The sequence below is a fragment of the Bordetella petrii genome, assembly GCF_000067205.1.
GTDB lineage: Bacteria > Pseudomonadota > Gammaproteobacteria > Burkholderiales > Burkholderiaceae_B > Bordetella_A > Bordetella_A petrii.
Genome location: NC_010170.1, coordinates 3,105,711 through 3,130,439, shown reverse-complemented (window position 1 = coordinate 3,130,439; position 24,729 = coordinate 3,105,711). Strand labels below are relative to the sequence as shown.

Here is a 24,729-nt window from a genome sequence, read left to right as displayed (position 1 = left end):
ACCGCGTGCGCTGTTACTGGCGCGCCGCGCGGGCGGCTTCGTATTCGGCAAACGGCCGCAGCTGGTCGGCCAGCGCCTTGCGGAAGGCGGGCCGCGCCTCGCAGCGCGCCTGGTAGGCGCGCAGCGCGGGCCGGTCGTTGATCAGCGGCGTGTTGCGCAAGATGCGCAGCACGGTGGTCATGAGCAGGTCGCCCGCCGTAAAGCGGTCTTCCAGGTAGTCGCGGTCTCCCAGCCAGGCCGCCAGTTCATCCAGCCGCTTGCATGCCGCCTGTTCGGCCGAGGGCCGGGCCTGGGCGGCCCAGGGTTCATTGGCATGGAAGAAATCGAGCCCGGCGAAATGCGCAATGGGCGGCTCGAGCGTGTTCAGGGCCGCCAGCATCCAGGCGCGGGCGCGCGCGCGGCCCTGGGCGTCGGCAGGCAGCAAAGCCGGGCTGCGTTCGGCGATTTCCAGCACGATGGCGCCAGACTCGAACAACTTGAGGTCGCCTTCCTCGAAGGCCGGCACCTGGCCAAAGGGCTGCAGGCCGCGGTATTCGGCGCTGGCCTGGTCTTTCACGCCGATGAGCTTTTCGCGATAGGGAAGGCCGGCTTCTTCGAGCGCCCAGCGTACGCGCAGGTCGCGCACCAGGCCTTGCGCCAGAGGTGGTACCCAGCGGAATGCGGTGACGGTGATCATGTGTGGCTCCGGTCAGGCGGCGAAGTGCCGCTCGAGTTTATCCAGCGCGCCGCCCCAGCCTTCTGCGTGGCCGCGTTGTGTGGCTTCGTCTTGCAGGCCGGCATGGGTAAGCGTGAGCTCGGTGCCGGTGTCGATGGCGCGCAGGGTGAACTCGACCCGCGATTCGCCGCCGTCCTCGTCGTTGGACCAGTGCCAGCTCATGGCCAGGTGGTGGGGCGGCTCGACGCGCAGGTACTCGCCGCTGCTTTCGTGTTCGCTGCCGTCCAGCATGCGAAAGCGCACCCGGAAGCGCCCGCCGACCCGGACATCGGTCTCGGCAATCAGCACCGGCCCGCCATCGGGCCCCCACCAGCAGGCGATGCCATCGGGGGTGGTCAAGGCATCGAAGACGGTGGCAGGCTGCGCACGGATGCGTCGCACCAGAGTAAGACTGGTCATGGATCAGATCTCCGTTGGGATTCCTGGCTTTCGGCGTGGGCGGCCAGGCGGTCGAGACTATGTGCCCAGAAGTGTTCGTAGCGGCGCAGCCAGTCCATGGCTGCCTGCATGGGGGCAGGCGACAGGCGGACGGTGACAGTGCGCCCGGCCTTGCTGCGCACAATGAGCCCGGCGTTGTGGAGGACGTCCAGGTGCTTCATGACGGCTGGCAGCTTGATGGAAAAGGGCTGCGCCAGCTGACTGACCGTGGCGCTGCCTTCGCGTTCGAGCCGCGCCAGGATGGCGCGCCGGGTGGGGTCGCCAAGGGCCGCGAAAGTCTGGTCGAGGGACGGATTATAGTTAACCATTTGGTAAAGTATCTGCCGGCCAGCATTCCCTGTCAAGCCTTGCGGATGACGCGCCGATAGGGCTGGCGCGCCGCGCGGTACCATTGCCTACGGGCTCGGCCGGCGCGTGGCCGGCAGGTGACACATGAGGGCAGGGAAATCGTCGTGCGCATGGCCGATAGGCAGGACAACACCGGACGGGAAGGGCGCTGGAAGCGCCGAGCCTATTGGGCGCTGGGCATGCTGATGCTGGCGCTGGCGGTCGTGGGCGCCTTGCTGCCCGTCATGCCCACGACCGTGTTCGTGATTCTGGCGGCGGCCTGCTTCGGCCGTGCCTCGCCGCGCTGGGAAGCCTACCTGCTGCAGCATCCGCGCTTTGGCCCGCCGCTGGTGGCATGGCGGGAACAGGGCGCCATTTCAGCGCGCGGCAAGCTGCTGGCGCTGGCCGGCATTGCGGTGGGGCTGGTGGTGTTCTGGTATACCGTGCGCCCGGTGTTGTGGCTGGGCCTGCTCGTGAGCGCGTTTATGGTGAGCTGCGCGGTGTGGCTGGCCAGCCGCCCCGCGCCGCGAGACTGAGCCGCGCCGGTGGCGCGAGACGGCGCGGCGTTTCATGCCGCGCTTTGCATGCAGCGCTTCACGTGGCGCTTTCCACGTAGCGCAAGCCGATGAGCCCTGCCGCCGTCAGTGCCAGGAACAGCAGGCGCGGCCAATGCGCGCTTTCACCGAACACGGCGATGCCGATGACGACCAGGCCGACGGCTCCGAGGCCGGTCCAGATGGCATAGGCGGTGCCCACGGGCAGCGTCTGCAGCGCCTTGGCCAGCAGGTAAATGCTGCCCAGGCCCGCGACGATGGCCAGCGCGCTGGGTAGCGGGCGGGTCCAGCCGTGGTTCAGTTTCAGCCCCAGTCCCATCACGACTTCCAGCGCGGCCGCGGCCAGCAGATAGGTCCAGGCCATGTCAGGCTCCTGTGGGCGTTGCGCGCGAGGCGGCCAGCGCCCGCTGCACGGCGGGCCGCGACTCGATTCGATCGAGCCATTGCCGCAGCCGCGGATAGGGCGCCAGGTCGAGCTGTAGCTCGTCGTGCGTGCGCAGCCAGGGAAATGCGGCGATGTCGGCGATGGAATAGTGATCCAGCGCCAGGTGCGCCGATTCGGCCAGGCGCCGCTCGACGACACCGCATAGCCGGCGGGCCTCTTTGGCGTAGCGCTCGATGGCGGCCTCGTTGCGCTGGGGCGACGCATGCAGGAACCACCACAGTTGCCCCAGCATGGGCCCGATGCCGCCGATCTGGAAGTGCAGCCATTGCTGCACCTGCCATTGCGCGGCCGGCTCGGCGGGATGCAGGTGGCCGTAGCGCGCCGACAGATAGCTGAGGATGGCGCCGGATTCGAACACCGTCATGTCGTTGGCATGGTCGACGATGGCGGGAATCTTGCCGTTGGGGTTGATGGCCAGATAAGCGGGCTGGTGCTGGTCGCCACGGCCGAGGTCCAACGTGATCTGCTGGTGGGGCAGGGCCGCTTCGTGCAGATAAATGGCGACTTTCTGGCCGTTGGGCGTGTTGGCAGTGTAGAAGGTGAGCGGGTGTTGATCAGGCATCGTGGATTCCTTTCGTTTGGGTCGCAATTAGAGTTGCAATTGCAATCGTTGTAATTGCAACTGTATAGCCGAAAGAAAATCCGCGCAAGCGCGGACAGGCGTCAGCGGGCGGCCTGGGCAGACTGCCGGGCGGCGTCCGCGGCGCCGTCCAGGGCGGTGGCGAAACGGGCCTGTTCGCCGGCGTCGAAGCGGGCCAGGAAAAGGTCGGCCACGGCGGCCTGGTAGACCTTCCACATTTTCTTGCGCAGCGCGCGGCCTTCGCGGGTGATGGTGGCGTAGGCGGCGCGGCCGTCTTGCGCCGAGCGGGCGCGGGTGACCAGGCCTTCTTGCTCCAGGCGGTCGATCAGGCGAGTGAGGTTGTAGCGTTCGACGGCCAGCACGTCGGCCAGTTCGTGCATGCGACGCCGTCCGCCCGGGCCGCTCTCCAGGCCCCATAGCGCGTCATACCAGGCGTAAGTAGGCAGGCCCTCGTCGGCCAGTCGCCGGTCGACTTCGCGCACCATCAGGCGATGGGCGCGGACGAACGAAAACCACAGATCGGGCGCGTCGGAGGGCATGGCAGGGGTTCCTTGTGGCGGGCGCGGGGTTGCCCGCAAGAGGGTATCAAACCTGCGGGCAGGGGCGCCAGCCATGCCGGCGCGCGGCACCGGTCCGGTATGCTGTAAGCACACGATTAGAACGGAGAATGCCGTGCCGCGCTGTGCCGCTTTCACCCTGCTGACGATGGCGCTGGCCGCCGCCCTGGCTGGCTGCGCCGCGCAGCGCGATGCGCCGGAGTCACCGCCCAGCGCCGCCGCGCCTGCCACCGAGGTTCATACCGACAACCAGTATGGCTTTCGCATGCGAATACCGCCGGGGGTCACCGCGCGGCCCGATTTCGCGGGCGGCTACCTGGCTTCGACCAGTTGGAAAGCGTACGCCAGCCCCGACAGCCGGGGCGTGCCGCGCCTGGCCCTGGTGCTGCCGGGGTCGAACCGCATTACTTCGGCCGAGCTACGCATCGGCGTGAGCGACGATGTGCGGGAAGTGCGGCAGTGCGCCCAGCCGCCGCAGGGCATGGCGGGCAAGGTGGAAAAGGTGTGGGTGAACGGCATAGCGTATGCGCGGTTCCAGGCCCAGGATGCGGCCATGAGCCACTACCTGGTGGTAGATGCCTACCGCACTGTGCATGCCAATCGCTGCTACGCGCTGGACCTGATGGTGTACGGCGTGAACCCGCAGGTATACAGCCCGCCAGCCACGGCGCCCTTTACCCGCGAGGAGGCGCTACGGCAGCTGCGCGCCTGGCTCGCGGGGTTCGAGTTGCTGCCGTAGGGTGGCTAGTTGTTGGCGGCCGGGATTTCCAGGCCGCGCTTGACGGCCGGGCGCGCCAGGAAGGCGTCCAGCGCGCGCAGCACGCTGGGATAGTCGCCTATGCCTACCAGGTCGCCCGCTTCGTAGAAGCCAATAAGATTGCGCACCCACGGGAAGGTGGCGATATCGACGATGCTGTAGTCGTCGCCCATGATCCAGGCGCGGTCCACCAGCCGGCCTTCCAGAACTTTCAGCAGGCGTTTCGATTCGGCAACGTAGCGGTCGCGCGGGCGCTTGTCTTCGTAGTCTCTGCCGGCGAATTTATTGAAGAAGCCAACCTGGCCGAACATGGGGCCCACGCCGGCCATCTGGAACATGAGCCACTGGATGGCCTGGTAGCGGCGAGCCGGATCCTGGGGAATGAATTTGCCGCTCTTGTCAGCCAGGTACAGCAGGATGGCGCCGGATTCGAACAGCGTCAGGGGTTTGCCATCGGGGCCTTGCGGGTCGATGATGGCCGGGATCTTGTTGTTGGGGTTCAGAGACAGGAATTCGGTCGAGAGCTGATCCTGGGTGTCGAACGACACACGATGCGGCTCGTAGGGCAGGCCCGTTTCTTCGAGCATGATCGAAACCTTGACGCCATTGGGCGTGGGCAGCGAATACAGCTGGATGCGGTCGGGATGGCGCGCCGGCCATTTGCGGGTGATGGGAAAGTCGCCAAGGTCAGCCATTGCAGTCCTTCGTTGGAGGGAAGACCTGCGTATCGTAGCTGAAGAACCTGGCGCCGCGCGCCGGCCGCGCGGGCGGCCGGTGCGCTACGCGGGTCAGCGGCTGCCGCCCGTGGCGGGATACTGCGAGCCCGGCGTATTGCTGTTGTTGTCGGGCATGCTGGCGGGCGGCGGGGCAGGCGTGGTCTGGGTCTGCGATTGGTCGTACGTGGCGTCGCCGCTGTGACTACGGTGACCGCCGCAACCCGCCAGGGCGAGACTGGCGGCGACGACGGGCAGGGCAAGCATGCTGAGCTTCATAACAACCTCCTGTTGAATAGGGCACTGTCTCGACAGCATGTGGCGTGCCAGACCGGGCGCGTAGAGGGCATGAGGACTCGCGGCGGTAGTAATTGCCGGACTTGTAAATACCGGGCACGCCGGGCGGGAATGGCCCGCGCTGGCTGTACACGCCCCGGCATGCCGCTTGCGCGCGCAGTGGCCCGTTTCCAGGCGAGGCGGTCGCCGTGATGACCGTCGCAACACAAGGGCGCGCATGCAGGCACCTGACGGGCGCGAGGCGTCCGACGACATTGATCCCGACCAGCAGCCCCGGCGCTTGCAGGACTGCCGCCGCTGCGGCTTATGGCGTGACGCCACCCAGCCGGTGGCGGGCGCAGGCAAGCGGTCGGCCCGCATCATGCTGGTGGGCGAACAGCCCGGCGACAAGGAAGACCTGGCGGGCCAGCCTTTCGTCGGGCCGGCGGGCGCGTTGCTGGATCGCGCCTTGCAGGCAGCCGGAGTGCCGCGCGAGGCGGTGTATGTCACCAACGCGGTCAAGCACTTCAAATGGCAGGCGCGCGGCAAGCGACGCATGCACAAGACGCCCGCGCAACGCGAAATCGAGGCTTGTCATTACTGGCTGGAAGACGAGTTGCGCGCGGTGCGGCCGCGCGTCGTGGTGGCGCTGGGCGCCACGGCCTTGCGGTCCGTGATGCAGGCCAAGCCGCCGGCCCTGAAAGCCGTGCTGGGCCGCGCGCTGGAGCACGATGGCATGGCCGTGATCGCCGCCTATCATCCGTCGTTCGCCCTGCGCGCGCCCGACACCCAGGCGCGCCGGCGCGCGTTCGAGGCCATCGTCCAGGCGTTGGAGCGGGCCGCCCGGCTGTAGGTCCGACGGACTTTAGTGCCGGCCTGCCATGCCGTCCCGAGAATACATGATATACAATTAATTGATATGTCATTTATTTTGTTGTTCGTTTCATGACCGATTCACTACGCGCCGAATTTGCTTCGTCCCTGGCGCAGGCGGCGCGCAGCATGCGCCGCGCCGTCGACCGGCGGCTGCAACCCTATGGCCTGACCGAAGCCACCTGGCTGCCCCTGCTGCGCCTGTCTCGCTCGGCCGTGCCGATGCGGCAGAAAGACCTGGCCGCCTCGCTGGGCCTGGACAGTTCATCGGTGGTGCGCCTGATCGACGCCCTCCAGGCGGCGGGGCTGGTGCAGCGCAAGGAGGAAGACCAGGACCGGCGTGCCAAGGCCATTGTGCTGACCGCGCGCGGGCAGTCCACCGTGGCCCAGGTAGAGCGGGTAGCCAAGGAAGTGCGCGATAGCGCCATGAGCGACATCCCCGATGCCGAACTGCGGCGCGCGCTGCGCCTGGTGACGCAGTTGTGCGCGGCGCTGGAATCCGACGGCGCAGGAGCCGCGCCATGACGAGCAGCGCCCAGACCCTGGCCGACAGTTTTTCCGACGAAGGCGCGCCGCCGCCGCACGTGCCGCTGTGGCTGCTGGCCCTGTTCACCTTCAGCGGCACGCTGGCCATGCACATCTTCGTGCCGGCGCTGGCGATGGCGGGCCATGACCTGAATGCGGGCAACGGCGCCATGCAGATGACAGTCAGCCTGTACATCATCGGGCTGGCGGTGGGCCAACTGATCTACGGCCCGTTGTCCGACCGCTACGGGCGGCGCAGAGTGCTGATGGTGGGACTGGCCATCTACACCGTGGCCGGCCTGGCCGCGGCGCTGGCGCCGCAGGTCTACGCCCTGATTGCCGCGCGCCTGTTCCAGGCGCTGGGCGGCTGTGCCGGGCTGGTGCTGGGCCGCGCCATGGTGCGCGATACCGCAGCGCCCTCCGAGGCGGCCAAGCGCCTGGCGCTGATGAACCTGATGGTGACGGTGGCGCCCGGCGTCGCGCCTATCGTGGGCGGCGCGCTGGCCGCGTCGCTGGGATGGCGGGCCGTGCTATTCGTGTTGTGCGTGCTGGGCGTCGTGAATTTCATGTTCGCATGGCGCCTGCTGCCCGAGACCGGGGCGAGCGCGGCGCGCGTGACGGCAGCGGCGCTGGCGCGCCACTATCGTCAGCTGCTGGCGTCCCGCCAGTTCCTGGGCTATGCGGTGGGGGGCGGCTGCGCCACGACTTCGATGTTCGCGTTCGTGGCTTCGGCGCCGTTCATTTTCGTGGACCAGCTGCATCGTCCCGCCGACGAGGTGGGCCTGTATCTGGCGGTGCTGGTGTCCGGCGTGTGGCTGGGCAGCGTGCTGACGACGCGCCTGATCGGCAAGGTGCCGCTGGAGCGGCTGCTGGTGGGCGGCAACCTGCTCAGTGCGGCGGCGGCGCTGGTATTGCTGGCGCTAGTGCTGTCGGGCCACGCCACGGTGGCGCCCATTATCGTGTCGATGTTCTTCTATACGCTAGGCGCTGGCGTGGCCGGCCCCACCGCGTTGACGCTGGCCGTAAGCGTGAGTCCCCAGGTCATCGGCTCCGCTTCGGGCCTGTACGGCGCGGTGCAGATGGCGGTGGGAGCTTTGTGCACGGCCCTGGCCGGCCTGGGCGCATCGCCCGCGCTCGCCACCGCGCTGGTGTTGTCCGGCGCGGGGCTGCTGGGCCAGCTGTCGTTCTGGATGGCTGCGCGCGCGAGCCGTGCGGCGGGTTGACGGCGCGCGGCGTCAGGTCGCCTCGCCGGTTCGGGGCCAAGCTGCGGGCGCGAGGTTTCAGGAAGGCTTGCGCATTACCAGGTAGATGCCGGCGGCCGCCAACAGCATGCCCGGCCAGGCCAATGGCGGAATGGTCTCGCCCAGCACCAGGAACGCGATGACGGCCGTGGTGGGCGGCACCAGGAAGAACAGCGCCGACACACGCGAGGCCTTGCCGTGCCGGATCATGGCCAGCAGTAGCGTGATGGCGATCAGCGAGTTGCACAGCACGAGGTAGGCCAGCGAACCGAACAGCGCGGGCGTCCAGTCGATGCGCATGGGTTCGAGCGCCAGCGCCAGCGGCGCGGATACGGCCAGGCCGACGGAATACTGCACCAGGTTGGCGGTGAGCGGGTGCGTGTCGCTGCCGTGGCGCTTTTCCCAGAGGGTGCCGGCCACCATGGACAGCAGCGCCAGCACCGCGAACAGCAGGCCCGCGGCCGACGCCGTGCCGATCGAGGACTTCGCCAGGATCACCAGCACGGCGCCCGCTACGCCCAGCAGCAGGCCGGTCCAGTGGCGCAGGCCGACCCGTTCGCCGGCCAGCGCCGGCGCCAGCAGGCCGACCAGGATGGGCTGCTGCGACGTGATCAGGGCCACTGCGCCGGCCGACAGGCCGAATTTCAGACTGAGATAGGTGAAGGCAAAGTAGCCCGCCTGCAGAAACAACCCCACCATGGCCAGATGCGCCCAGGCGCCCGGTGTAGCAGGCAGCGCGGGCCGCAGCCACAGAAACGCCACGCCCACCAGCGCGACCACGCAGGCATAGCGCAGGGCCAGGAAAGTCAGCGGGTCGGCGTAGGCCAGGCCGAGCTTCAGGAATACGAAGCCGCACGACCACAGCAGCAAGAACAGCGCGGGCGCGTATTTCAGCCAGGCGGGCGCGCAGTGGTCGCCATCGGCCATCGAGCGGTTTGTCATGCGCCGGCCGCCTCCGGGGCCGATGCGCCTGGCGGCAACGGCCGGGATTGGTCGAAGTAGCGCGCCGGGGTGGTGCCGTAGGCGCGCCGGAACATGGCGATGAAGGCGCTGACGTTGTCGTAGCCCAGGTCCAGCGCCACGGTGGTGACGGGCCGGCCAGCCGCCAGCATTTCCAGCGCGCGCATCAGGCGCAGGCGTTGCCGCCAGTCGCCGAACGGCAACCCGGTTTCCTGCTGGTGACGCCGCATCAGCGTGCGCGGGGCCATGGCGGCCCAACGTGCCCAGTCTTCCAGGCGGCGCGGATTGCCGGGCTCGTCGGCCAGCGCCTGGGCGATGCGCAGCAGGCGCGGGTCGCGCGGCATGGGCAGCCCGGGCGCGCTGCGCGGCAGTGCGTGGATTTCATCCAGAATGACGCCAGCCAGCCGTTCGTTCGCAGCCTCGGAACGGCTGTTGCCGGCGGCCGCGCGCAGCACGGTGGCGCGCAGCAATTCGGAACACGGCATGGCGCAGACAGCATCGGGCAAGCCTGCGCAGGCCTGCGGCGCGAGGTAGGCGCTCCAGCCGGCGAAGGGGCCATGCGACCGCAGGTTGTGCGGCATGCCGGGAGGAATCCAGATGGCCTGCGCGGCCGGCACGACCCACAGGCCATCGCCAGTGCCCACCGACAGCAAGCCGCGCAGCGAGCCCAGCAGTTGCCCGCGCGCATGGTGATGCATGCCGGTGGCGCGCGGCCGCGGTCCGGAGGCCGCGACGGCGATCAGCGGCGGGCCGCAGGGTGATTGTGCGCGATGAAGTGGCAGCAGCGGTTCGGGCATGGCGCAAATACGGTATGGATTGGCAGTTATACCGCAGTGCGGCCCGCGCGCCCCGTCTACAGTAGCCGCATCCCTCATTTTCCGTGGAGCAGGATATGCAAGCAGAAGACATTTTGCCCGGCCGCCAGGATTGGGCCGACCTGAACGGCATGCCCGTGCGCAAAGGCACGGTGGCGGCGTTTCTGGCCAACGCACGCGCTTGGGCCGACCCACAGGCGGACGCATCCGCCCGCGACGCCGCGTTGCGCGACATGAGGGCTGCGCTGCCGGCGCTGCGCGCGCTGGGTTTGTTCGAGGTGTTGACCGTGCGCGATCCGGCGCTGCGCACGCTGCTGGAGTAGGCCGCCCGGCATGTCGCGGCATGCCGGGCGGGGGTGAAGGCCTGTCGAGGACTTCTCGAGGCCTTTCGGGGACTTTCCAGGGGGGCTGCTATTTGCCCGCTACTTGGCCATGAGCCCCAGGTGCTCGATGAGCTTCTTATCCTTGGCGTACGTGGCGATTGCCCATTCGCGGTAGTCTTCGCTGCTGCGATAGGCGGGTTCCTGGTTCAGCTGCTGCATGACTTCCATGCTGCGCGGCGAGAACAGGGCTTGCTTGAAGGCGTCGTGCAAAATGCGCACCACTTTCGGGTCCATGCCCGCGGGACCGGCCAGCCCGTAGGGCGAGCTCGACACCACGCCGTAGCCCAGTTCCTCGGCGGTGGGCACGTCGGGCCAGCGCTTGGTGCGCTGTTCGCCAAAGGTGACCAGCAGGCGCATCTTGCCCGAGTCCACGAACTGGTCCCAGCCGGTGGCATCGCTTTGCGCCATGATGTGCCCGCCCAGCAGCGCCTGCTGCATGTCGGCGTTGCCCTTGAACGGCACGTGGTTCAGCTTGACCTTGGCGTTGATGGCGATTTCTTCCATCAGCAGGTGCGGCGACGAGCCCACGCCGGTCGAGCCGTAATCGATGGTGCCGGGCTTGGCGCGCGCGGCCTCGATGTAGTCGTTGAATGTCTTGAAAGGCGAGTCGGAGCGCACCGTGAAGCCGAAGGTGTAGCCCGACAGGCCGACGATGAAGGTGAAGTCTTTGATGGGGTCCCAGTCGGTCTTCATCATGTAGGGCATGCGCAGCATGCCCAGGGGATACAGGCTGATGGTGTAACCGTCGGGCCTGGCGGTCTTGGCCATGTTGGACGGCCCCAGCGTGCCGCCCGCGCCGGGGCGGTTTTCCACGATTACGTTCTGCCCCAGGTGCTTGCTGGCGTCTTCGGCGACTGCGCGCAAGTGCCGGTCGGTGGAGCCGCCGGCCGGAAAGGGCACGATCAGCGTAATGGGCTTGGTGGGGAACGTGTCCTGCGCCAGCGCCGGCAGCGGCAGTGCCGTGCCCAGCGCGGCGGCCAGCGCCACACCCAGGCAGGCGCGGCGCGAGAGGTGCTTTTGATGCATGGTGGTTTGTCTCCTTTGTGGTTTGTGGGTTGCCGGGACCGGGGCGTTGTGTTGCGGCGCCCCTTGCCGGCGAAACCGGGTCCCGCGCGCGGGGTTCCGGTGGGAACGCGCCGCGGGTGGCGGACGCGTCCGGGTGGGGTCGGCCGTTACTCGGCCGTCATGCCTTTTTCGCGCGCGAGCGCGCCCCATTTTTGGTAATCGTTGGCGATCCGGCTGGCCATGCCTGCCGCAGGTTCGAAGTGCGCAATGGTGCCTGCGTTGATCAGTTTTTCTTGCAGCGCGGGGTCGGCAAGAACGGCTTCGAGCTCGCGGTTCAGGCGTTCGATCACCGGGGCCGGCGTGCCCAGCGGGGCCAGCAGGCCGCCCCAGGACACCGCGTCGAACCCGGCGAACCCCTGTTCCGCGATGGTGGGCACGTCGGGCAGCACGGACACGCGCGAGGGCGAACCCACGGCCAGCGCCCGCAGCTTGCCGGACTGGATGTGGGGCAGGGCCGCGACCAGGTCGGCGTACATCATGGGTACCTGTCCGCCGATGGTGTCGGTGATGGCCGGCACGCCGCCTTTATAGGCCACGTGCTGCATCTTGAAGCCGCCCACGTCCTGCAGCAGTTCCATGGTCATGTGGCCGAAGCTGCCGGCGCCCGAGCTGGCATAGTTGAGTTCGCCGGGGTGGGCGCGGGCGTAGTCGGCCAATTGCGTCAGGCTGGTGATGTCCGGCAGCTTCTGGGGGTTGACCACCACCACGATGGGCAGGTCGTACACCGTGGCGACGGGCTGGAAGTCTTTGGGCGTTTCGTAGCCGGCATTCTTGTAGAAGAAGGGCGCGAACAGGGTGGGCGTGGCCAGCATCAGCAGCGTGTGGCCGTCGGCCGGCGCGCGCCTGAGCTGGTTGGCGGCGATGGACCCCGAGGCGCCGGGCCGGTTTTCCACGACGACGGGCTGGCCCAGGCGGGTTTCGAGCTGCTGCCCGACCAGGCGCGAGGCCACGTCGGTGGGACCGCCCGGCGGGAAGGGCACGATCAGCCTGATGGGCTGGCTGGGGTAAGTCTGGGCCGTGGCGGCGCCGGCCACCAGGAGGCTGGCCGCGAGGGCCAGTACGGCGCGGCGGGTCATGGCCGGCAGGACGGAGTGCAAGCAGGTACGCATGGGTGGTTCAGTCTGTTGTGCGGGTGGTAGGCCTGGAATGATCAATCGATGCGCGCATCCGCGATCTTGATCAGCTCTTGCCATATGGGCATGTCGCGCTCATAGGCTTGGGAAAACTCTGCCGGGGTGTTGAACACGGGGATGAAGCCCGCGCCGGAGATGTGCTCTTGCACCTTCGTGTCCCGGGATGCCTTCAGCAGGGCGGCATGCACGATGTCGACGATGTCTTGTGGTGTCCCGGCGGGCGCCGCCATGCCTACCCAGCCGAAAATGGCGTAGGCATCGTCGGTGACGCCCTGTTCATGAATGGTGGGCACGCTCGGCAGCACGGCCATGCGCTGCGTGCCCGTGACGCCGATGGCCTTGAGGCGGCCGTTCTCGATGAAGGGCCGGGTGTTCTGGGCGCTGGAAAAACAGACCTGCAGCTGGCCGCCGATCAGGTCCTGGATCATGGGCGCTTCGCCCTTGTAGGCCACATGGACCATGTCGGCGTTGGTGGTCTTGCTCATGTAGGCGCCGGCCAGGTGGGCATACGAGCCTACCCCCCAACTGCCGTACGACACTTGGCCGGGGTTGGCCCGGACCCAGGCGAGCAGTTCCCGCATGTTGGCGGCGGGCACCGAGGGATGCGCGACCAGCGTGACCGGCGCCGCGGCGATCTGCGACAGCATGAGCAGGTCGGTCTGCGGGTTGTAGGCCATCTTGGTGTACAGGAACTGGTTGATCAGCAGCGAAGTGCTGAGCGATACCGTGAGCGTGTAGCCGTCGGGGGTGGACTTGGCGACATGATCCGTTCCGAGCATGCCGGCGGCGCCGCTCTTGTTTTCCACCAGGATGGGCTGCCCGAGCGTGGCGGACATGGATGCGGCCAGCACGCGCGCCACGGTGTCGGTGGCGCCGCCAGGATTGAACGGCACGACGAAGCGGATGGGGCGGGCGGGATAGTTCGCCTGGGCCAGGGCCATCCGCCCACTCAGCAGGCAGGCGCCGGCGGCGGCGATACCCTGCAAGGCTTTGCGGCGGTCGATGTGTGACGCTTTCACGGTGTGTTCCTTCAATGATGCGGGATCGGCGGGCTTAACTTCGGGGCAGTGTCAGGACGCCTTGCGCCTGCAGCGCTTCGAGCTGCGCGTCGCTCATTTGCAGCAGTTGCTGCAGCACGTCGCGCGTGCCTTCGCCCAGGGTGGGCGGCGGGCGGCGGATGGGCAGGCGCTGGCCGTCCAGCCGGTACGGTGGCGCATAGACGTGCGTGGTGCCGGCGTCGGGGTGGGGCATTTCCCGCAGCAGGCCTCCCTGGCGCGTGCGTTCGCTGGTCAGCGCCTGGTGCAGGCCCAGCACTTCGCCGCACGGAATGCCGCAGTCGGACAGGCGTTGCAGCAGCAAGGCGCGCGGGAACTCGCGCAGCAGCTCCGTCACCATGGGCAGCAGGGTCAGGCGGTTCTTGGCGCGCTCGACGTTGCTGGCATAGCGGGGGTCTTCGACGATGTCGGGCCGCATGACCACCTTGCGGCAGAACTTGTCGAACTGCGCGTTGGTGCCCACGGCGATGATCAGCGGGCCATCGGCGGCCTCGAACATGCCGTAGGGCACGATGGAAGGGTGGGCGTTGCCGTAGCGTTGCGGATCGCGCCCCAGCAGCATGGCGTCCAGCCCGTAATAGCTGGCGATCATGATGCCGCAGTCGTACAGCGCCATTTCGATCAGCCGGCCGCGGCCGGTGCGTTCGCGGCGGAACAGCGCGGCCAGCACCGCCTGCGCGGCGTACATGCCGGTCATCATGTCGACCGCGGCCACGCCGAATTTCAACGGCGGCTGGCTGGCTTCGCCGTTGATCGCCATGATGCCCGACTCGCCCTGTATGACCAGGTCGTAGCCCGGCCGCGTGGCCTCCGGGCCGGCGCTGCTGTAGCCCGAGATGGCGCAGTAGATCAGGCCGGGCTTGATGGCCTTGAGCTGTTCGTAGCCCAGCCCCAGTTTTTCCGCGCCGCCGCTCTTGAAGTTGTGGATGACCACGTCGAACTGCGGCAGCAGGCGGTAGACGATTTCCACGCCTTCCTTGGATTGCAGGTCCAGGGTGATGGACCGCTTGTTGCGGTTCATGCTGTTGTAGTAGGTGGTTTCGGTCTTGCCCACGCGCATGCCCCAGTCGCGCGTATCGTCGCCGCGCACGGGATGTTCGACCTTGACGACCTCGGCGCCGAAATCGGCCAGCACCTGGCCGCACAGCGGGCCGGCGAACACGCGGGACAAGTCCAGGACCCGGACGCCTTCCAGAGGGAAGTCAGGGCTGTCGGCGGACAGGGGCGGGGTGTCGGTGCTCATGGCGTCAGTCCTGGGGGGCCAGTGCGATGTAGCGAGCCAGGTGGTGGTCTTCGTCGCCCAGCTGGTGGTCGATCATGACCAGGCGCTTGGCGTAGTGCGCCAGGGGCAGCTCCCAGGTCATGCCGATGCCGCCATGCAACTGGATGCACTCTTCGGCTACCAGGATGCCCACGCGGCCGATGGTGGCCTTGGCGGCGGACAGCGCGCGTTCGCGGGTGACGCGGTCGGCATGGCCGAGCTGCGCGGCGGCGTTGATGACGGCCGAACGAGCCTGTTCGATTTCGAGCAGCACGTCGGCCATGCGGTGCTGCAGCGCCTGAAAGCGGCCGATGGGCACGCCGAACTGCTTGCGCGTCTGCAGGTATTCGAGCGTGGCGTCGCGCGCGGCGTCCATGGCGCCGACCGCTTCGGCGCACAGCGCCAGCAGCCCCTTGCCGATGCTGCGCTCGAGCACCGCATGCCCCGCGCCGGGTTGGCCCAGCAGCGCATCGGCGCCGACCCGCACGCCGGCAAGCGTCAGTTCGCCGGCGCGGCCGCCATCGATCAGCGGATAGCCCTGCACTTGCAGGCCGGGCGTGCCGGCCGGCACCATGAACAACGAAATGCCGTCGGCATCGGCCGCATTGCCGCCGGTGCGGGCCGACACCACGAACAGACCGGCGTGTTCGGCCTGCGCGACCACGGCCTTGGCGCCGTCGAGCACCCAGCCGTCGCCGTCGGGCCGCGCGCGCGCCTCGACATGGGCCAGCTCGTAGCCCGCCTGCGGCTCGGCGTGGGCCAGGGACACGATGACGGACCCGGCCAGCAGGTCTTCAAGCACCTGTTTTTGCTCTGGCGTACCGGCGGCGGCGATGGCGTCGCCCGCCATGAGGGCATCGAGGAAAGGCTCTACCACCAGGCCCCGGCCCAGGGCTTCGAACACCACGGCGATATCGAAGCCGGTGCCGCCCAGCCCGCCATCGGCCTCGTCGAACAGCGCGGCGATGGCGCCCAGTTCAGCGTAGCGCTGCCAGAATTCGGCGCTGTAGCCTTCGGGCGAGCCGGCGATGCGGTCGCGCACCGCGAACCCGTACTGCTCGGCCACGAAGCGCTTCAACATGTCCGACAGCATGCGCCGGTCTTCGGTATGGTCGAAATTCATGCTGCTTGTTCCTTACAGTCCGAGGATCATCTTCGAGATGATGTTCTTCTGGATTTCGTTCGAGCCGCCGAAGATCGACAGCTTGCGGAAGTTGAAATACTGGGCGGCCGCGCTGTCGGCGCCCTCGGGGCCGATGCGCGGGCCGGCGTAGCCGTCTTCGAGCGCCTGCTTGATATACGGCCGTGCGTAGACGCCCATGGCGCGGCGGTTCAGGGCGGTGATTTCCTGGCGGATCTGGGTGCCGCGGATTTTCAGCATCGAGCTTTCGGCGCCGGGCGCGCCGCCGTTGGCGGCCGCGGCCAGCACGCGCAGATTGGTGATGCGCATGTTGTCGAGCTCGATTTCCACGCGCGCCAGCCGCGCCGCGAAGGTCGGATCTTGCGCCAGCGGCTTGCCGTTTCTGACCTGGCGCGCGGCCACGGCCTTGAGCTGCAGCAGCGCGGCGGTGGACAGCCCCACGCCGGCGATGTTGGTGCGCTCGTAGGTCAGCAGGTACTTGGCGCAGGACCAGCCGCGGTTTTCTTCGCCCACCAGGTTGATGGCGGGCACGCGCACGTCGGAGAAGAACACTTCGTTGACTTCGTGTTCGCCGTCCAGGGTGATGATGGGGCGCACCTCGATGCCGGGGGTGTTCATGTCGATGAGCAGGAAGCTGATGCCTTCCTGCGGCTTGCCTTCGCTGCGGGTGCGCACCAGGCAGAAGATCATGTTGGCGTGCTGGCCCAGCGTGGTCCAGGTTTTCTGGCCATTGACGATGTAGTGGTCGCCATCGCGCACCGCGGTAGTCTTGAGCGAGGCCAGGTCGGACCCGGCGCCGGGCTCGGAATAGCCCTGGCACCACCAGTCGGAGCCGTCCAGGATGCGCGGCAGCCAGTAGCGCTTTTGCGCTTCGTTGCCGTACTTGATCAGCACCGGCCCCAGCATGCTGAGGCCAAACGGCACGATGCGCGGGGCGTGCGCCAGCGCGCATTCGTTTTCGAAAATGAACTTCTGTACGGCGCTCCAGCCGGTGCCGCCGTATTCGCGCGGCCAATGGCTGGCCAGCCAGCCGCGCGCGTTCAGGATGGCATGCCAGGCTTCCATGTCGGCCTTGGTCAGGTGCCGGTGCTCGCGCACCTTGCGCGCCAGGTCGGCCGGCAGCTCGGCGGCCAGGAAGGCGCGGACTTCGGCGCGGAAGGCTTCTTCTTCGGGAGTGAAATTCAGGTCCATGGGAGTTCTCGTGTTCAATAGATTTCGAACAGGCCGGCCGCGCCCATGCCGCCGCCCACGCACATGGTGACCACGGCGTGGCGCGCGCCGCGCCGGCGGCCTTCGATGAGGATGTGGCCGGCCAGCCGCGCGCCCGTCACGCCGAACGGGTGGCCCAGTGAAATGGCGCCGCCATTGACGTTGAGCTTTTCCAGCGGAATGCCCAGGGTCTGCTGGCAGTACAGCGTTTGCGAGGCAAAGGCCTCGTTCAGTTCCCAGAGATCGATGTCGTCGACTTTCAGGCCGTGGCGGGCCAGCAGACGCGGCACGGCGTAGATGGGGCCGATGCCCATTTCGTCGGGCTCGCAGCCGGCCACCGCCAGGCCGCGGAAGGCGCCCAATGGCTGCAGGCCGGCGCGCTCGGCGTCGCGCGCTTCCATCAGCACGCAGGCCGAGGCGCCATCCGACAGCTGCGAGGCATTGCCGGCCGTGACAAACTGGCCCGCGCCGCGCACGGGTTCCAGCTTGGCCAGGCTTTCATAGGTGGTGCCGGGCCGGTTGCAGGTGTCGGCGTCGATGGTGACTTCGCGCTGGGTGACCGTGCCGGTGGCCTTGTCGGTGACGGCCATGGTGGTGGTGACGGCGATGATCTCGTCGCGGTAGCGCCCGGCCGCCTGGGCTTCGGCGGTGCGCCGCTGGCTTTCCACGCTGTAGCGGTCCTGGGCTTCGCGGCTGATGCCGTAGCGCGCGGCCACGATGTCGGCCGTTTCGATCATGGGCAGGTAGAGCTCGGGCTTGTTTTGCAGGATCCAGGGGTCGATGCCGGCGTTGGGGTCGTCGCGCGTGCGGATGTGCGAGACCGATTCGACGCCGCCAGCGACCATGGCCGGCGCGCCGTCCATGACGATGCGCGCGGCGGCGCTGGCGATGGCCTGCAGGCCCGACGCGCAGAAGCGGTTGACGGTGGCGCCGGCCACGCTGGTGGGCAGGCCGGCGCGGATTACGGCCTGGCGGCCGATGTTGCGACCGGTGGTGCCTTCGGGGTAGCCGCAGCCGATGATGGCGTCTTCGATCTGGGCCGGGTCGATGCCGGCGCGCTCGACGGCGGCGCGCACGGCGTAGGCGGCCAGCGTGGGGCCTGGGGTCTGGTTGAATTCGCCGCGGTGGGCCTTGGTGATGGGCGTGCGGGCGGTGGAAACAATGACGGCTTCGCGCATGGTGTGAATTCCAGAAAGAAAAGGACGGGGCGGCGCTTCAGGCTTGGGTCAGGCGCGGTTCAGGCTGTCGAAGCCGCGACCGCTATCGGCCAGCTCGACCAGTAGCGGCGACGGCTGCCAGAAGTGCGGGTCTTCTTGGGCGAACTCGCGGATGTCGGCCAGGATGCGCGGCAGGCCGACCTGGTCGGCGTAGTGCAGCGGCCCGCCCCGAAAGCGCGGGAAACCGTAGCCCGACAAAAACACCACGTCGATGTCCAGGGGGCGCAGTGCGATGCCTTCGCGCAGCACGTTGGCCGCTTCGTTGACCATGGCGGCGAGGTAGCGGCGCAGGATGTCTTCTTGTGTGAACTGTCGCGGCGTGACGCCTGCGCGCTGGCGTTCGGCGTCGATGATGGCCAGCACTTCGGGGTCGGGCGTGCCGGTGCGCGCGCCATCGGGGTACAGGTAGTAGCCGCGGCCGGTTTTTTGCCCGAACCAGCCGCGCTCGCACAGGCGGTCGGGAATTTGCACGTAGCGCAGCCGAGGGTCGCGCGTGGCGGCGCGGCGCTTGCGCGTGGCCCAGCCGATGTCGCCGCCGGCCAGGTCGGCCACCTGGTACGGCCCCATGGGGTAGCCGAAGGCGCGCACGGCGTCGTCGATCTGGTAGGGCGAGGCGCCGTCTTCCAGCATGAGGTCGGCGGCCTGGCGGTACACGGCCAGGATGCGGTTGCCGATGAAGCCGTCGCACACGCCGGCGCGCACCGGCGTCTTGCGCAGGCGGCGCGCCAGTTCGAAGCCGGTGGCCACGGTGTCGGGCGCGCTGTTCGCGCCCACCACGATCTCGAGCAGCTTCATGATGTTGGCCGGCGAGAAGAAATGCAGGCCCAGCACGTCGCCCGGCCGGCTCGTGGCGGCGGCAATGCGGTTGATGTCCAGGTACGAGGTGTTGGTGGCGAGCACCGCGCCTGGCTTGGCGATGCGGTCGAGTTCGGCAAATACCGCCAGCTTGACGTCCATGTCTTCGAATACCGCTTCGACGATGAGGTCGGCGTCGGCCAGGGCTTCGTAGCGGGTGGCGCCCGTGTAGCGCGCCATGCGCTCGGCCTTGCCGGCGGCGTCCAGGCGGCCCTTCTTGACCAGCAGGTCGTACACCTGCTCGACCCGGGCGCGGCCGCGCGCCAGGGCTTCGTCGTTCTGTTCGACCATGACGACCGGCAAGCCTGCATCGAGCATGGCAACCGCGATGCCGGCGCCCATGGTGCCGCCGCCGATCACGCCCAGGCGTTCCAGCGGCCGGGGCCGGGCCTGGCGCGTTTCGGGGGCCTTGGCGGTTTCGCGTTCGGCGAAGAAGGCATGGACCAGCGCCGCGCGCTGCGGGCTGTCGAGGCATTGCAGGAACAGCGCGCGCTCGGTGCGCAGACCTTCGTCGAAGGGCTGATCGAGCGCGGCCTGCACGGCATCGACGATCTTGGCGGGCGAGAACAGGCCGCGCTGGCGCGACTGGACCTGGGCGCGCGCGGCGTCGATGGCGGCCTGCGCGGCCGGGCGGTCGGCCAGACCGGCGGCGTCGCGGGTGCGGCGCGGGCCGGCGCCTTGGGCGAGCAGTTCCCGGGCGTAGTCCAGGCCGGCGGCCTGCGCATCGGCGCCGGCGCCAATGCGGTCGATCAGGCCCCACGACAGGGCCTCGTCGGTGCCGGCGTGCCGGCCCGAGAGCATGAGGTCGAGCGCAGCCGCGGCGCCGGCCAGGCGGGGCGTGCGCTGCGTGCCGCCGGCGCCAGGCAGCAGGCCCAGGTTGACCTCGGGCAGGCCGAGCCTGGCGCCCGGCAGGGCTACGCGATAATGCGCCGCCAGGGCGATTTCCAGGCCGCCGCCGAGCGCGGCGCCATGCAGCGCGGCGATGACCGGCTTGGCGCTGGCTTCGATGGCGTTGCAGACGTCGGGCAGGGCGGGCGGTTGGGGCGGCTTGCCGAATTCGCGGATATCGGCGCCGGCGATGAAGTTGCGTCCGGCGCCCACCAGCACGATGGCCTGGATGGCGGCGTCGGACTGCGCGGCCTGGATGGCGTCGGCCAGGCCGCGGCGCACGTCGGCGCTGAGCGCATTTACGGGGGGATGGTCGATGGTAAGAACCAGGATGCCGTCGTGCCGTTGCGAGGCAACGGCGCCGTGGGGCGCGCTTTCTGCCATAAATGCTGTCTCCGGGATGCAGGCCGCGGGGCCTGTCTGGTGTGGGGCGTAATTAGCTCTTTATTCTTGATCAGCAAGTTAATCTTGACAATGGCATCAAGAGTTGACACTGCGTACAAGAAAATTTGACAATCTTGCGCTATGGACACGAAAGCGTTGACCTTGCTGGTCGAAATCCTGGATGCGGGCAACCTGAGCGAAGCCGCGCGCCGTTTGAAAATGACGCGCGCCAATGTCAGTTACCACCTGGGGCAGCTGGAACGCGCGGTGGGCATGCAGCTGGTGCGGCGCACGACGCGCCGGGTCGAACCTACCGAAATCGGCCTGAAGCTGTACCGGCACGGCTGCAGCATCCGCGACGAGCTGGCCGCGGCGCACGAATCCGTTGAAACCCTGGGCAAGACGCCGCAGGGCCGCGTGCGCCTGAGCGTGCCCAGCGGCTACGGGCAGTTCGTCATGGCGCCCTGGTTGCTGGAGTTCAAGCGCAATTACCCGGGCATTGTGCTGGACGTGCTGTTCGAGAACAGCGTAGAGGACCTGCTGCGCGAAGAAGTGGACATTGCGGTGCGCATCACGTCTGAACCGCCAGGCCACCTGGTGGCGCGCGAGCTGGGCAGGGTGCGTTACGTGGTTTGCGCCTCGCCCGCCTATGCCGCGCGGCGCGGGTTGCCGCAGCGGCCCGAGGCCCTTTGCGGCGCGCCGGTGATCAGCGCCGCCGTCATCGGCCGCCCGTTGCGGCTGTCGGCGTACCAGGGCAGCCAGCGCCAGCAGGTGACGCTGGACCCGACCATCGCGTCACGCAACTACCCGTTCCTGCGCGATGCCGCGCTGGCGGGGCTGGGGGTGGCGGTGGTGCCCGATTACGTGGTGTACGAAGATGTGGCGCAGGGGCGGCTGCTGACTGCGCTGAACGACTGGCGCCTGAGCATTTTCGGGCGCAGCATGTATTTGCTGTATATGCCCAGCCGCCACCATCCGCGCGCGATCTCCATGCTGATTGAATTCATCGTGGACAAGGCGCATGCGGCGCACGAAGGCCGGCCGGGATTGTTGCCGCCGCGGTAGGCGAGGCGGCCGGGGTGGGTTGTTTCTTGCGTGGTGCCGCGGCCTGCGGCTGGCCGCGCGGCACCACGGGCGGTGAACCTAAGCTGCTTCGATATCGGACGCGCAGCGGATGAGGAAGTCCATGACGGCCTGGCCGGCCAGCTGGGCGTCGGCGGCGGTCATGATTTCCTGCGGGTTGTGGCTGACGCCGCCGTTGCCGCAGCGCACGAACAGCATGCTGACCGGCACCTTGCGGCCCAGCAGCATGGCGTCGTGGCCGGCCCCGGAGGGCAGGTCCAGCACAGGCAGGTCTTGCGCGGCCACGGCTTGGCGCCATCGTTCTTGGTGGGCGGGCGAACAGGGCGAGGCGGGCACGCGCATCAGTTCCTGCGAGGCATGGTCGATGCCGCGGCGGGCGCAGATTTCCTGGATGCGCGCGTCGATGTCGGCCAGCGCCTGGTTGCGCTCGGCGTCGCGCGCGGCGCGCACGTCCAGGGTCAGGTGGCAGGCGCCGGGCATGACATTGATCGAGCCGTCAGGCACTTGCAGCATGCCCACTGTGCCGACCAGGCCGGGCTCCTGCCGGCAGCGCGTTTCGACCGCCAGCACGATTTCGGCGGCCGCGCAGGCCGCGTCGCGGCGCAGGTCCATCGGCGTGGTGCCCGCGTGGCCGGCCGCGCCGGTCAGCACCAGCTGGCGCCGCACGCAACCGGCGATGGACGTGACCACCCCCAGCGGCAGGCCGCGCTGGTGCAGCACCGGGCCTTGCTCGATGTGCACTTCGAAGTAATGGTGCAGGCGCGGATCGGCGCGCTGGCTGGCGGCCTGGGCGGGATCGAGCCCGGCGTCCTGCATGGCCTGGCGCAAGGTGATGCCGTCGGCGTCGCGGCGGTCGAGCTGGGCCGCGTCGAATTCGCCGATGTAGGCCGACGAGCCCAAGAACGAGCCGCCGTATCGCACGCCTTCTTCTTCGGCAAAGCCGATGACCTCGATGTCGAACGGCAGGCGCCGGGCGCTGCGGTGCAGTTCGGCCACGACCGCGATGGGCAGCAGGATGCCGAGCCGGCCGTCGTACCGGCCGCCGTTGCGCACGGTGTCGTAGTGGCTGCCGGTGGCCACCAGTTTCGGATCGGAGACGACGGGGTCGGCGCGATAGCGGCCGATGACGTTGCCCACCGCGTCTTGCCGCACCGTGTCGAACCCGGCTTCGCGCATCCATGTTTCCAGCTGGCGCGCGGTGGCGCGGTGCGCGGGCGTGAGGTAAGTGCAGGTCAGGTTGTCAGGGTGATCGGACCATTGCGCCAGCGTGTCGGCGTGGGCCATGACGGGGTCGCCGTATACGGCGGTGGCGGTGGAGTCGGGCATGGGCGCGCGAGGGGTGGGTGGATGAGTTCTTGCTTATACCATCGCGTGCGCGCCGTAGAATACCGGTACGCGCCAGGGCGACTGCACGATGATTGTCTTTCTGCTTGAGCCGCCGCGCGGCTGGCAGCAGTACCGGGCCGTTTCTTCATACACCAGGAGACCAAAATGCCGTTCCAGGGTAGCTGCCATTGCGGCGCTGTGCGCTTTACCGTCGATGCCGATCTCCCCAGTTCGGCCATCAGTTGCAACTGTTCGCACTGCCGCCGCAAAGGCTTTCTGCTGAGCTTTTTTCCGGCCGACGTTTTCACGCTGGACGCGGGCGCGGACGACCTGCAGTCGTACCGGTTCAATACCCACAAGATCGACCACCGGTTCTGCCGCCATTGCGGCACCGAGCCCGTGGCTTATGGCGCGAACCCCGATGGCTCGCCGGTGCGGGCGGTCAATCTGCGCTGTGTGCCGGGCATTGACCTTGATGCCCTGGCGCTGCAGAAATATGACGGCGCGTCCCACTAGAACCGGACGCGCGATGTTTCGACATGGGCCGCAGCATTGGCGGCCCGGGGGCGGGCAGACTCCAGGCCTGGTATGGGTGACCAGGAAAAAATGATGCAGAAATCCAGGCAGGCGATGTCGCGGGCTGTTCGACCACGCATGTTCTTTGGCTGGCGGGTGGTGGCGGCCGCGTTCACCATTGCGCTGTTCGCCTGGGGTATCGGGTTTTATGGGCCGCCCATCTTCCTGGGCGTGCTGCATGCGACGCGCGGCTGGTCGGTGGCGCTGGTGTCGTCGGCCATTACGGTGCACTTTCTGTGCGGTTCCGGCGTGGTGGCGAGCCTGGGCACACTGCATCGCCGCTACGGCGTGGCGGCGGTCACCGGCGCAGGCGCGCTGCTGACGGCGGTGGGCCTGCTGGGCTGGGGGCATGCGCGCGAACCCTGGCAACTGTATCTGGCGGCCTTGTTCAGCGGCGCGGGCTGGGCCATGACCAGCGGTGCGGCGCTCAACGCCATGGTCTCGCCATGGTTCGAGCGCCGCCGGCCCGCGGCGCTGAGCATGGCTTTCAATGGCGCCAGCCTGGGCGGGGTGGTGTTCTCGCCTTTATGGGTGGCGCTGATCGCCGCCATGGGATTCGGCACGGCGGTGATGGCCGTGGCGGCGGCCATGCTGGTGGTGATTGGCGGGCTGGCCTGGGGCATGCTGCGGCAGACGCCCGCCGCGCTGGGCGTGGCGCCCGACGGCGATGCCGCGCAGTCCGCCCGCGCCGCTACCCCGGCGCCTGTGGCGCACGCGGCGGCCCTGGACGCGCCGCGCCGCGACAGGCGGCTGCGCACCCTGGCGCTGGGCGCGTCGCTGGGGCTGTTCGCGCAGGTTGGGTTGGTGGCGCATCTGTTCTCGATGCTGGCACCGGTGCTGGGCAGCGGGCCGGCCGGGGCGGCCATGGGCCTGGCTACCGCCTGCGCCATTGGCGGCCGCCTGGTGCTGGGGCGGGTGATGTCGCCGCAGATGGACCGCCGCAAGGCCGCGGCATTCAACCTGGGCTTGCAGGCGCTGGGTTCCATGGTATTGCTGGGCGCGGGCACGTCGGGCGCCGGCATGGTGCTGGGGTGCTGCCTGTTCGGCATGGGTCTGGGCAATGTGACTTCGCTGCCGCCCTTGATTGCGCAGGCCGATTTCCGGCCGGCGGACGTGGCGCGGGTGGTGGCCTGGGTGACGGCGGCGGGCCAGGCCGGCTACGCCTTCGCGCCGGCCTTGTTTGGCCTGCTGCGCGAATGGGGCGCCGCGTTCGGGCAGGACGGGCTACTGTTCGTAGCGGCGGCGTTGATGCAGCTGGGCGCGGCGGCGGTGCTGCTGGCGGGGCGGCAGCGCCGGCATGCGCAGGCGGTAGCATAGGCGCCCACGGCCCCGCGGTGCTGGTGGGAAGCGCTCACGCCGGGCGCCGCAATGTGATGG

At 68.6% G+C, this 24,729-nt stretch carries 28 protein-coding genes; 9 read left to right on the top strand and 19 right to left on the bottom strand.

Annotated features, from left to right (window positions below; genetic code table 11):
- Positions 1-13: 13 nt before the first annotated feature.
- From BPET_RS15115 to BPET_RS15105, 3 genes are read right to left on the bottom strand one after another with little or no spacing between them, the layout of a single operon-like run.
- Entirely contained in the window at positions 14-676 is a 663-nt protein-coding gene (locus BPET_RS15115) for a glutathione S-transferase family protein (RefSeq protein ID WP_012249891.1), read from the bottom strand.
- Positions 677-688: 12 nt separating this feature from the next.
- Positions 689-1,114, bottom strand: coding sequence for an SRPBCC family protein (locus BPET_RS15110; protein ID WP_012249890.1), 426 nt, complete (start codon positions 1,112-1,114; stop codon positions 689-691).
- Positions 1,111-1,461: an ArsR/SmtB family transcription factor gene (locus tag BPET_RS15105; RefSeq protein WP_041862959.1), complete on the bottom strand. Its 351-nt coding sequence runs from the start codon at positions 1,459-1,461 to the stop codon at positions 1,111-1,113. Before BPET_RS15105 ends, BPET_RS15110 begins: the two co-directional genes overlap by 4 nt.
- Positions 1,462-1,611: 150 nt before the next feature.
- On the opposite strand from BPET_RS15105, the gene BPET_RS15100 reads away from it, so the two are divergent.
- On the top strand, positions 1,612-2,016 hold the full coding sequence (locus BPET_RS15100) for a YbaN family protein (protein ID WP_012249888.1): 405 nt from the start codon (positions 1,612-1,614) through the stop codon (positions 2,014-2,016).
- Between the two features lie 58 nt (positions 2,017-2,074).
- On the opposite strand, the gene BPET_RS15095 is transcribed toward BPET_RS15100, so the two are convergent.
- From BPET_RS15095 to BPET_RS15085, 3 genes are all read right to left on the bottom strand, one after another.
- The gene (locus BPET_RS15095; RefSeq protein WP_012249887.1) at positions 2,075-2,398 is read right to left on the bottom strand and encodes a DMT family transporter; all 324 of its coding nucleotides are present in this window, start codon (positions 2,396-2,398) and stop codon (positions 2,075-2,077) included.
- Position 2,399: 1 nt separating this feature from the next.
- The gene (locus BPET_RS15090) at positions 2,400-3,041 is read right to left on the bottom strand and encodes a glutathione S-transferase family protein (RefSeq protein ID WP_012249886.1); all 642 of its coding nucleotides are present in this window, start codon (positions 3,039-3,041) and stop codon (positions 2,400-2,402) included.
- A 101-nt stretch (positions 3,042-3,142) separates the two neighbouring features.
- Complete coding sequence (locus tag BPET_RS15085) at positions 3,143-3,598, bottom strand: MarR family winged helix-turn-helix transcriptional regulator (protein WP_012249885.1); 456 nt, start codon at positions 3,596-3,598, stop codon at positions 3,143-3,145.
- A gap of 133 nt (positions 3,599-3,731) precedes the next feature.
- On the opposite strand from BPET_RS15085, the gene BPET_RS15080 reads away from it, so the two are divergent.
- Positions 3,732-4,355 (top strand): hypothetical protein, encoded by a 624-nt coding sequence (locus BPET_RS15080; protein WP_050978249.1) that lies wholly within the window; start codon positions 3,732-3,734, stop codon positions 4,353-4,355.
- Between the two features lie 5 nt (positions 4,356-4,360).
- On the opposite strand, the gene BPET_RS15075 is transcribed toward BPET_RS15080, so the two are convergent.
- Together BPET_RS15075 and BPET_RS15070 are read right to left on the bottom strand one after the other, a co-directional pair.
- Positions 4,361-5,068: a glutathione S-transferase N-terminal domain-containing protein gene (locus BPET_RS15075; protein ID WP_012249883.1), complete on the bottom strand. Its 708-nt coding sequence runs from the start codon at positions 5,066-5,068 to the stop codon at positions 4,361-4,363.
- 93 nt (positions 5,069-5,161) lie between these two features.
- Positions 5,162-5,365: a hypothetical protein gene (locus BPET_RS15070; RefSeq protein WP_041862958.1), complete on the bottom strand. Its 204-nt coding sequence runs from the start codon at positions 5,363-5,365 to the stop codon at positions 5,162-5,164.
- A gap of 235 nt (positions 5,366-5,600) precedes the next feature.
- Between BPET_RS15070 and BPET_RS15065 the strand changes: the two genes are divergently transcribed.
- The 3 genes from BPET_RS15065 to BPET_RS15055 all read left to right on the top strand — a co-directional run bounded on the left by BPET_RS15065 (position 5,601) and on the right by BPET_RS15055 (position 7,983).
- Complete coding sequence (locus BPET_RS15065) at positions 5,601-6,215, top strand: UdgX family uracil-DNA binding protein (RefSeq protein ID WP_012249881.1); 615 nt, start codon at positions 5,601-5,603, stop codon at positions 6,213-6,215.
- A 92-nt stretch (positions 6,216-6,307) separates the two neighbouring features.
- A complete protein-coding gene (locus BPET_RS15060) occupies positions 6,308-6,760 on the top strand; it encodes a MarR family winged helix-turn-helix transcriptional regulator (RefSeq protein ID WP_012249880.1) in 453 nt (150 codons plus the stop codon).
- Positions 6,757-7,983, top strand: coding sequence for a multidrug effflux MFS transporter (locus BPET_RS15055; RefSeq protein ID WP_012249879.1), 1,227 nt, complete (start codon positions 6,757-6,759; stop codon positions 7,981-7,983). The genes BPET_RS15060 and BPET_RS15055 overlap by 4 nt, the downstream gene beginning before the upstream one ends.
- Positions 7,984-8,040: 57 nt before the next feature.
- On the opposite strand, the gene BPET_RS15050 is transcribed toward BPET_RS15055, so the two are convergent.
- Together BPET_RS15050 and BPET_RS15045 are read right to left on the bottom strand one after the other, a co-directional pair.
- Positions 8,041-8,943: a DMT family transporter gene (locus BPET_RS15050; protein ID WP_012249878.1), complete on the bottom strand. Its 903-nt coding sequence runs from the start codon at positions 8,941-8,943 to the stop codon at positions 8,041-8,043.
- A complete protein-coding gene (locus BPET_RS15045; RefSeq protein ID WP_041862956.1) occupies positions 8,940-9,758 on the bottom strand; it encodes a helix-turn-helix domain-containing protein in 819 nt (272 codons plus the stop codon). The genes BPET_RS15050 and BPET_RS15045 overlap by 4 nt, the downstream gene beginning before the upstream one ends.
- A 95-nt stretch (positions 9,759-9,853) precedes the next feature.
- Here BPET_RS15045 and BPET_RS15040 point away from each other — a divergent pair, with 95 nt between their 5' ends.
- A complete protein-coding gene (locus BPET_RS15040; RefSeq protein ID WP_041862954.1) occupies positions 9,854-10,099 on the top strand; it encodes a hypothetical protein in 246 nt (81 codons plus the stop codon).
- 99 nt (positions 10,100-10,198) lie between these two features.
- Here the strand turns inward: BPET_RS15040 and BPET_RS15035 are convergent, their stop codons facing one another.
- The 8 genes from BPET_RS15035 to BPET_RS15000 all read right to left on the bottom strand — a co-directional run bounded on the left by BPET_RS15035 (position 10,199) and on the right by BPET_RS15000 (position 20,367).
- Positions 10,199-11,185: a tripartite tricarboxylate transporter substrate binding protein gene (locus tag BPET_RS15035; RefSeq protein ID WP_012249876.1), complete on the bottom strand. Its 987-nt coding sequence runs from the start codon at positions 11,183-11,185 to the stop codon at positions 10,199-10,201.
- Between the two features lie 146 nt (positions 11,186-11,331).
- On the bottom strand, positions 11,332-12,333 hold the full coding sequence (locus tag BPET_RS15030; protein WP_050978248.1) for a Bug family tripartite tricarboxylate transporter substrate binding protein: 1,002 nt from the start codon (positions 12,331-12,333) through the stop codon (positions 11,332-11,334).
- 41 nt (positions 12,334-12,374) lie between these two features.
- Complete coding sequence (locus BPET_RS15025; RefSeq protein ID WP_012249874.1) at positions 12,375-13,376, bottom strand: Bug family tripartite tricarboxylate transporter substrate binding protein; 1,002 nt, start codon at positions 13,374-13,376, stop codon at positions 12,375-12,377.
- 34 nt (positions 13,377-13,410) lie between these two features.
- A complete protein-coding gene (locus tag BPET_RS15020) occupies positions 13,411-14,655 on the bottom strand; it encodes a CaiB/BaiF CoA transferase family protein (protein WP_012249873.1) in 1,245 nt (414 codons plus the stop codon).
- Between the two features lie 4 nt (positions 14,656-14,659).
- Positions 14,660-15,796 (bottom strand): acyl-CoA dehydrogenase family protein, encoded by a 1,137-nt coding sequence (locus tag BPET_RS15015; RefSeq protein ID WP_012249872.1) that lies wholly within the window; start codon positions 15,794-15,796, stop codon positions 14,660-14,662.
- A 12-nt stretch (positions 15,797-15,808) separates the two neighbouring features.
- Positions 15,809-17,005, bottom strand: coding sequence for an acyl-CoA dehydrogenase family protein (locus BPET_RS15010; protein WP_012249871.1), 1,197 nt, complete (start codon positions 17,003-17,005; stop codon positions 15,809-15,811).
- Positions 17,006-17,019: 14 nt separating this feature from the next.
- A complete protein-coding gene (locus tag BPET_RS15005) occupies positions 17,020-18,201 on the bottom strand; it encodes an acetyl-CoA C-acyltransferase (protein WP_012249870.1) in 1,182 nt (393 codons plus the stop codon).
- Between the two features lie 48 nt (positions 18,202-18,249).
- Positions 18,250-20,367, bottom strand: a complete 2,118-nt coding sequence (locus BPET_RS15000; RefSeq protein ID WP_012249869.1) for a 3-hydroxyacyl-CoA dehydrogenase NAD-binding domain-containing protein — start codon at positions 20,365-20,367, stop codon at positions 18,250-18,252.
- Between the two features lie 141 nt (positions 20,368-20,508).
- Here BPET_RS15000 and BPET_RS14995 point away from each other — a divergent pair, with 141 nt between their 5' ends.
- Positions 20,509-21,432: a LysR family transcriptional regulator gene (locus BPET_RS14995; RefSeq protein WP_012249868.1), complete on the top strand. Its 924-nt coding sequence runs from the start codon at positions 20,509-20,511 to the stop codon at positions 21,430-21,432.
- 78 nt (positions 21,433-21,510) lie between these two features.
- On the opposite strand, the gene BPET_RS14990 is transcribed toward BPET_RS14995, so the two are convergent.
- Positions 21,511-22,776: an allantoate amidohydrolase gene (locus BPET_RS14990; RefSeq protein WP_012249867.1), complete on the bottom strand. Its 1,266-nt coding sequence runs from the start codon at positions 22,774-22,776 to the stop codon at positions 21,511-21,513.
- A 165-nt stretch (positions 22,777-22,941) separates the two neighbouring features.
- Between BPET_RS14990 and BPET_RS14985 the strand changes: the two genes are divergently transcribed.
- Both BPET_RS14985 and BPET_RS14980 read left to right on the top strand, forming a co-directional pair.
- Positions 22,942-23,292 (top strand): GFA family protein, encoded by a 351-nt coding sequence (locus BPET_RS14985; protein ID WP_012249866.1) that lies wholly within the window; start codon positions 22,942-22,944, stop codon positions 23,290-23,292.
- A 138-nt stretch (positions 23,293-23,430) separates the two neighbouring features.
- On the top strand, positions 23,431-24,669 hold the full coding sequence (locus tag BPET_RS14980) for an MFS transporter (RefSeq protein WP_231852601.1): 1,239 nt from the start codon (positions 23,431-23,433) through the stop codon (positions 24,667-24,669).
- The last annotated feature ends 60 nt before the right edge of the window (positions 24,670-24,729 follow it).

What these genes read in the sequence shown, in the direction of transcription:
- BPET_RS15115 (WP_012249891.1), bottom strand. Translation starts at nt 676, where the DNA reads ATGATCACCGTCACCGCATTCCGCTGGGTACCACCTCTGGCGCAAGGC.
- BPET_RS15110 (WP_012249890.1), bottom strand. Translation starts at nt 1,114, where the DNA reads ATGACCAGTCTTACTCTGGTGCGACGCATCCGTGCGCAGCCTGCCACC.
- BPET_RS15105 (WP_041862959.1), bottom strand. Translation starts at nt 1,461, where the DNA reads ATGGTTAACTATAATCCGTCCCTCGACCAGACTTTCGCGGCCCTTGGC.
- BPET_RS15100 (WP_012249888.1), top strand. Translation starts at nt 1,612, where the DNA reads ATGGCCGATAGGCAGGACAACACCGGACGGGAAGGGCGCTGGAAGCGC.
- BPET_RS15095 (WP_012249887.1), bottom strand. Translation starts at nt 2,398, where the DNA reads ATGGCCTGGACCTATCTGCTGGCCGCGGCCGCGCTGGAAGTCGTGATG.
- BPET_RS15090 (WP_012249886.1), bottom strand. Translation starts at nt 3,041, where the DNA reads ATGCCTGATCAACACCCGCTCACCTTCTACACTGCCAACACGCCCAAC.
- BPET_RS15085 (WP_012249885.1), bottom strand. Translation starts at nt 3,598, where the DNA reads ATGCCCTCCGACGCGCCCGATCTGTGGTTTTCGTTCGTCCGCGCCCAT.
- BPET_RS15075 (WP_012249883.1), bottom strand. Translation starts at nt 5,068, where the DNA reads ATGGCTGACCTTGGCGACTTTCCCATCACCCGCAAATGGCCGGCGCGC.
- BPET_RS15070 (WP_041862958.1), bottom strand. Translation starts at nt 5,365, where the DNA reads ATGAAGCTCAGCATGCTTGCCCTGCCCGTCGTCGCCGCCAGTCTCGCC.
- BPET_RS15065 (WP_012249881.1), top strand. Translation starts at nt 5,601, where the DNA reads ATGCAGGCACCTGACGGGCGCGAGGCGTCCGACGACATTGATCCCGAC.
- BPET_RS15060 (WP_012249880.1), top strand. Translation starts at nt 6,308, where the DNA reads ATGACCGATTCACTACGCGCCGAATTTGCTTCGTCCCTGGCGCAGGCG.
- BPET_RS15055 (WP_012249879.1), top strand. Translation starts at nt 6,757, where the DNA reads ATGACGAGCAGCGCCCAGACCCTGGCCGACAGTTTTTCCGACGAAGGC.
- BPET_RS15050 (WP_012249878.1), bottom strand. Translation starts at nt 8,943, where the DNA reads ATGACAAACCGCTCGATGGCCGATGGCGACCACTGCGCGCCCGCCTGG.
- BPET_RS15045 (WP_041862956.1), bottom strand. Translation starts at nt 9,758, where the DNA reads ATGCCCGAACCGCTGCTGCCACTTCATCGCGCACAATCACCCTGCGGC.
- BPET_RS15040 (WP_041862954.1), top strand. Translation starts at nt 9,854, where the DNA reads ATGCAAGCAGAAGACATTTTGCCCGGCCGCCAGGATTGGGCCGACCTG.
- BPET_RS15035 (WP_012249876.1), bottom strand. Translation starts at nt 11,185, where the DNA reads ATGCATCAAAAGCACCTCTCGCGCCGCGCCTGCCTGGGTGTGGCGCTG.
- BPET_RS15030 (WP_050978248.1), bottom strand. Translation starts at nt 12,333, where the DNA reads ATGCGTACCTGCTTGCACTCCGTCCTGCCGGCCATGACCCGCCGCGCC.
- BPET_RS15020 (WP_012249873.1), bottom strand. Translation starts at nt 14,655, where the DNA reads ATGAGCACCGACACCCCGCCCCTGTCCGCCGACAGCCCTGACTTCCCT.
- BPET_RS15015 (WP_012249872.1), bottom strand. Translation starts at nt 15,796, where the DNA reads ATGAATTTCGACCATACCGAAGACCGGCGCATGCTGTCGGACATGTTG.
- BPET_RS15010 (WP_012249871.1), bottom strand. Translation starts at nt 17,005, where the DNA reads ATGGACCTGAATTTCACTCCCGAAGAAGAAGCCTTCCGCGCCGAAGTC.
- BPET_RS15005 (WP_012249870.1), bottom strand. Translation starts at nt 18,201, where the DNA reads ATGCGCGAAGCCGTCATTGTTTCCACCGCCCGCACGCCCATCACCAAG.
- BPET_RS15000 (WP_012249869.1), bottom strand. Translation starts at nt 20,367, where the DNA reads ATGGCAGAAAGCGCGCCCCACGGCGCCGTTGCCTCGCAACGGCACGAC.
- BPET_RS14995 (WP_012249868.1), top strand. Translation starts at nt 20,509, where the DNA reads ATGGACACGAAAGCGTTGACCTTGCTGGTCGAAATCCTGGATGCGGGC.
- BPET_RS14990 (WP_012249867.1), bottom strand. Translation starts at nt 22,776, where the DNA reads ATGCCCGACTCCACCGCCACCGCCGTATACGGCGACCCCGTCATGGCC.
- BPET_RS14985 (WP_012249866.1), top strand. Translation starts at nt 22,942, where the DNA reads ATGCCGTTCCAGGGTAGCTGCCATTGCGGCGCTGTGCGCTTTACCGTC.
- BPET_RS14980 (WP_231852601.1), top strand. Translation starts at nt 23,431, where the DNA reads ATGTTCTTTGGCTGGCGGGTGGTGGCGGCCGCGTTCACCATTGCGCTG.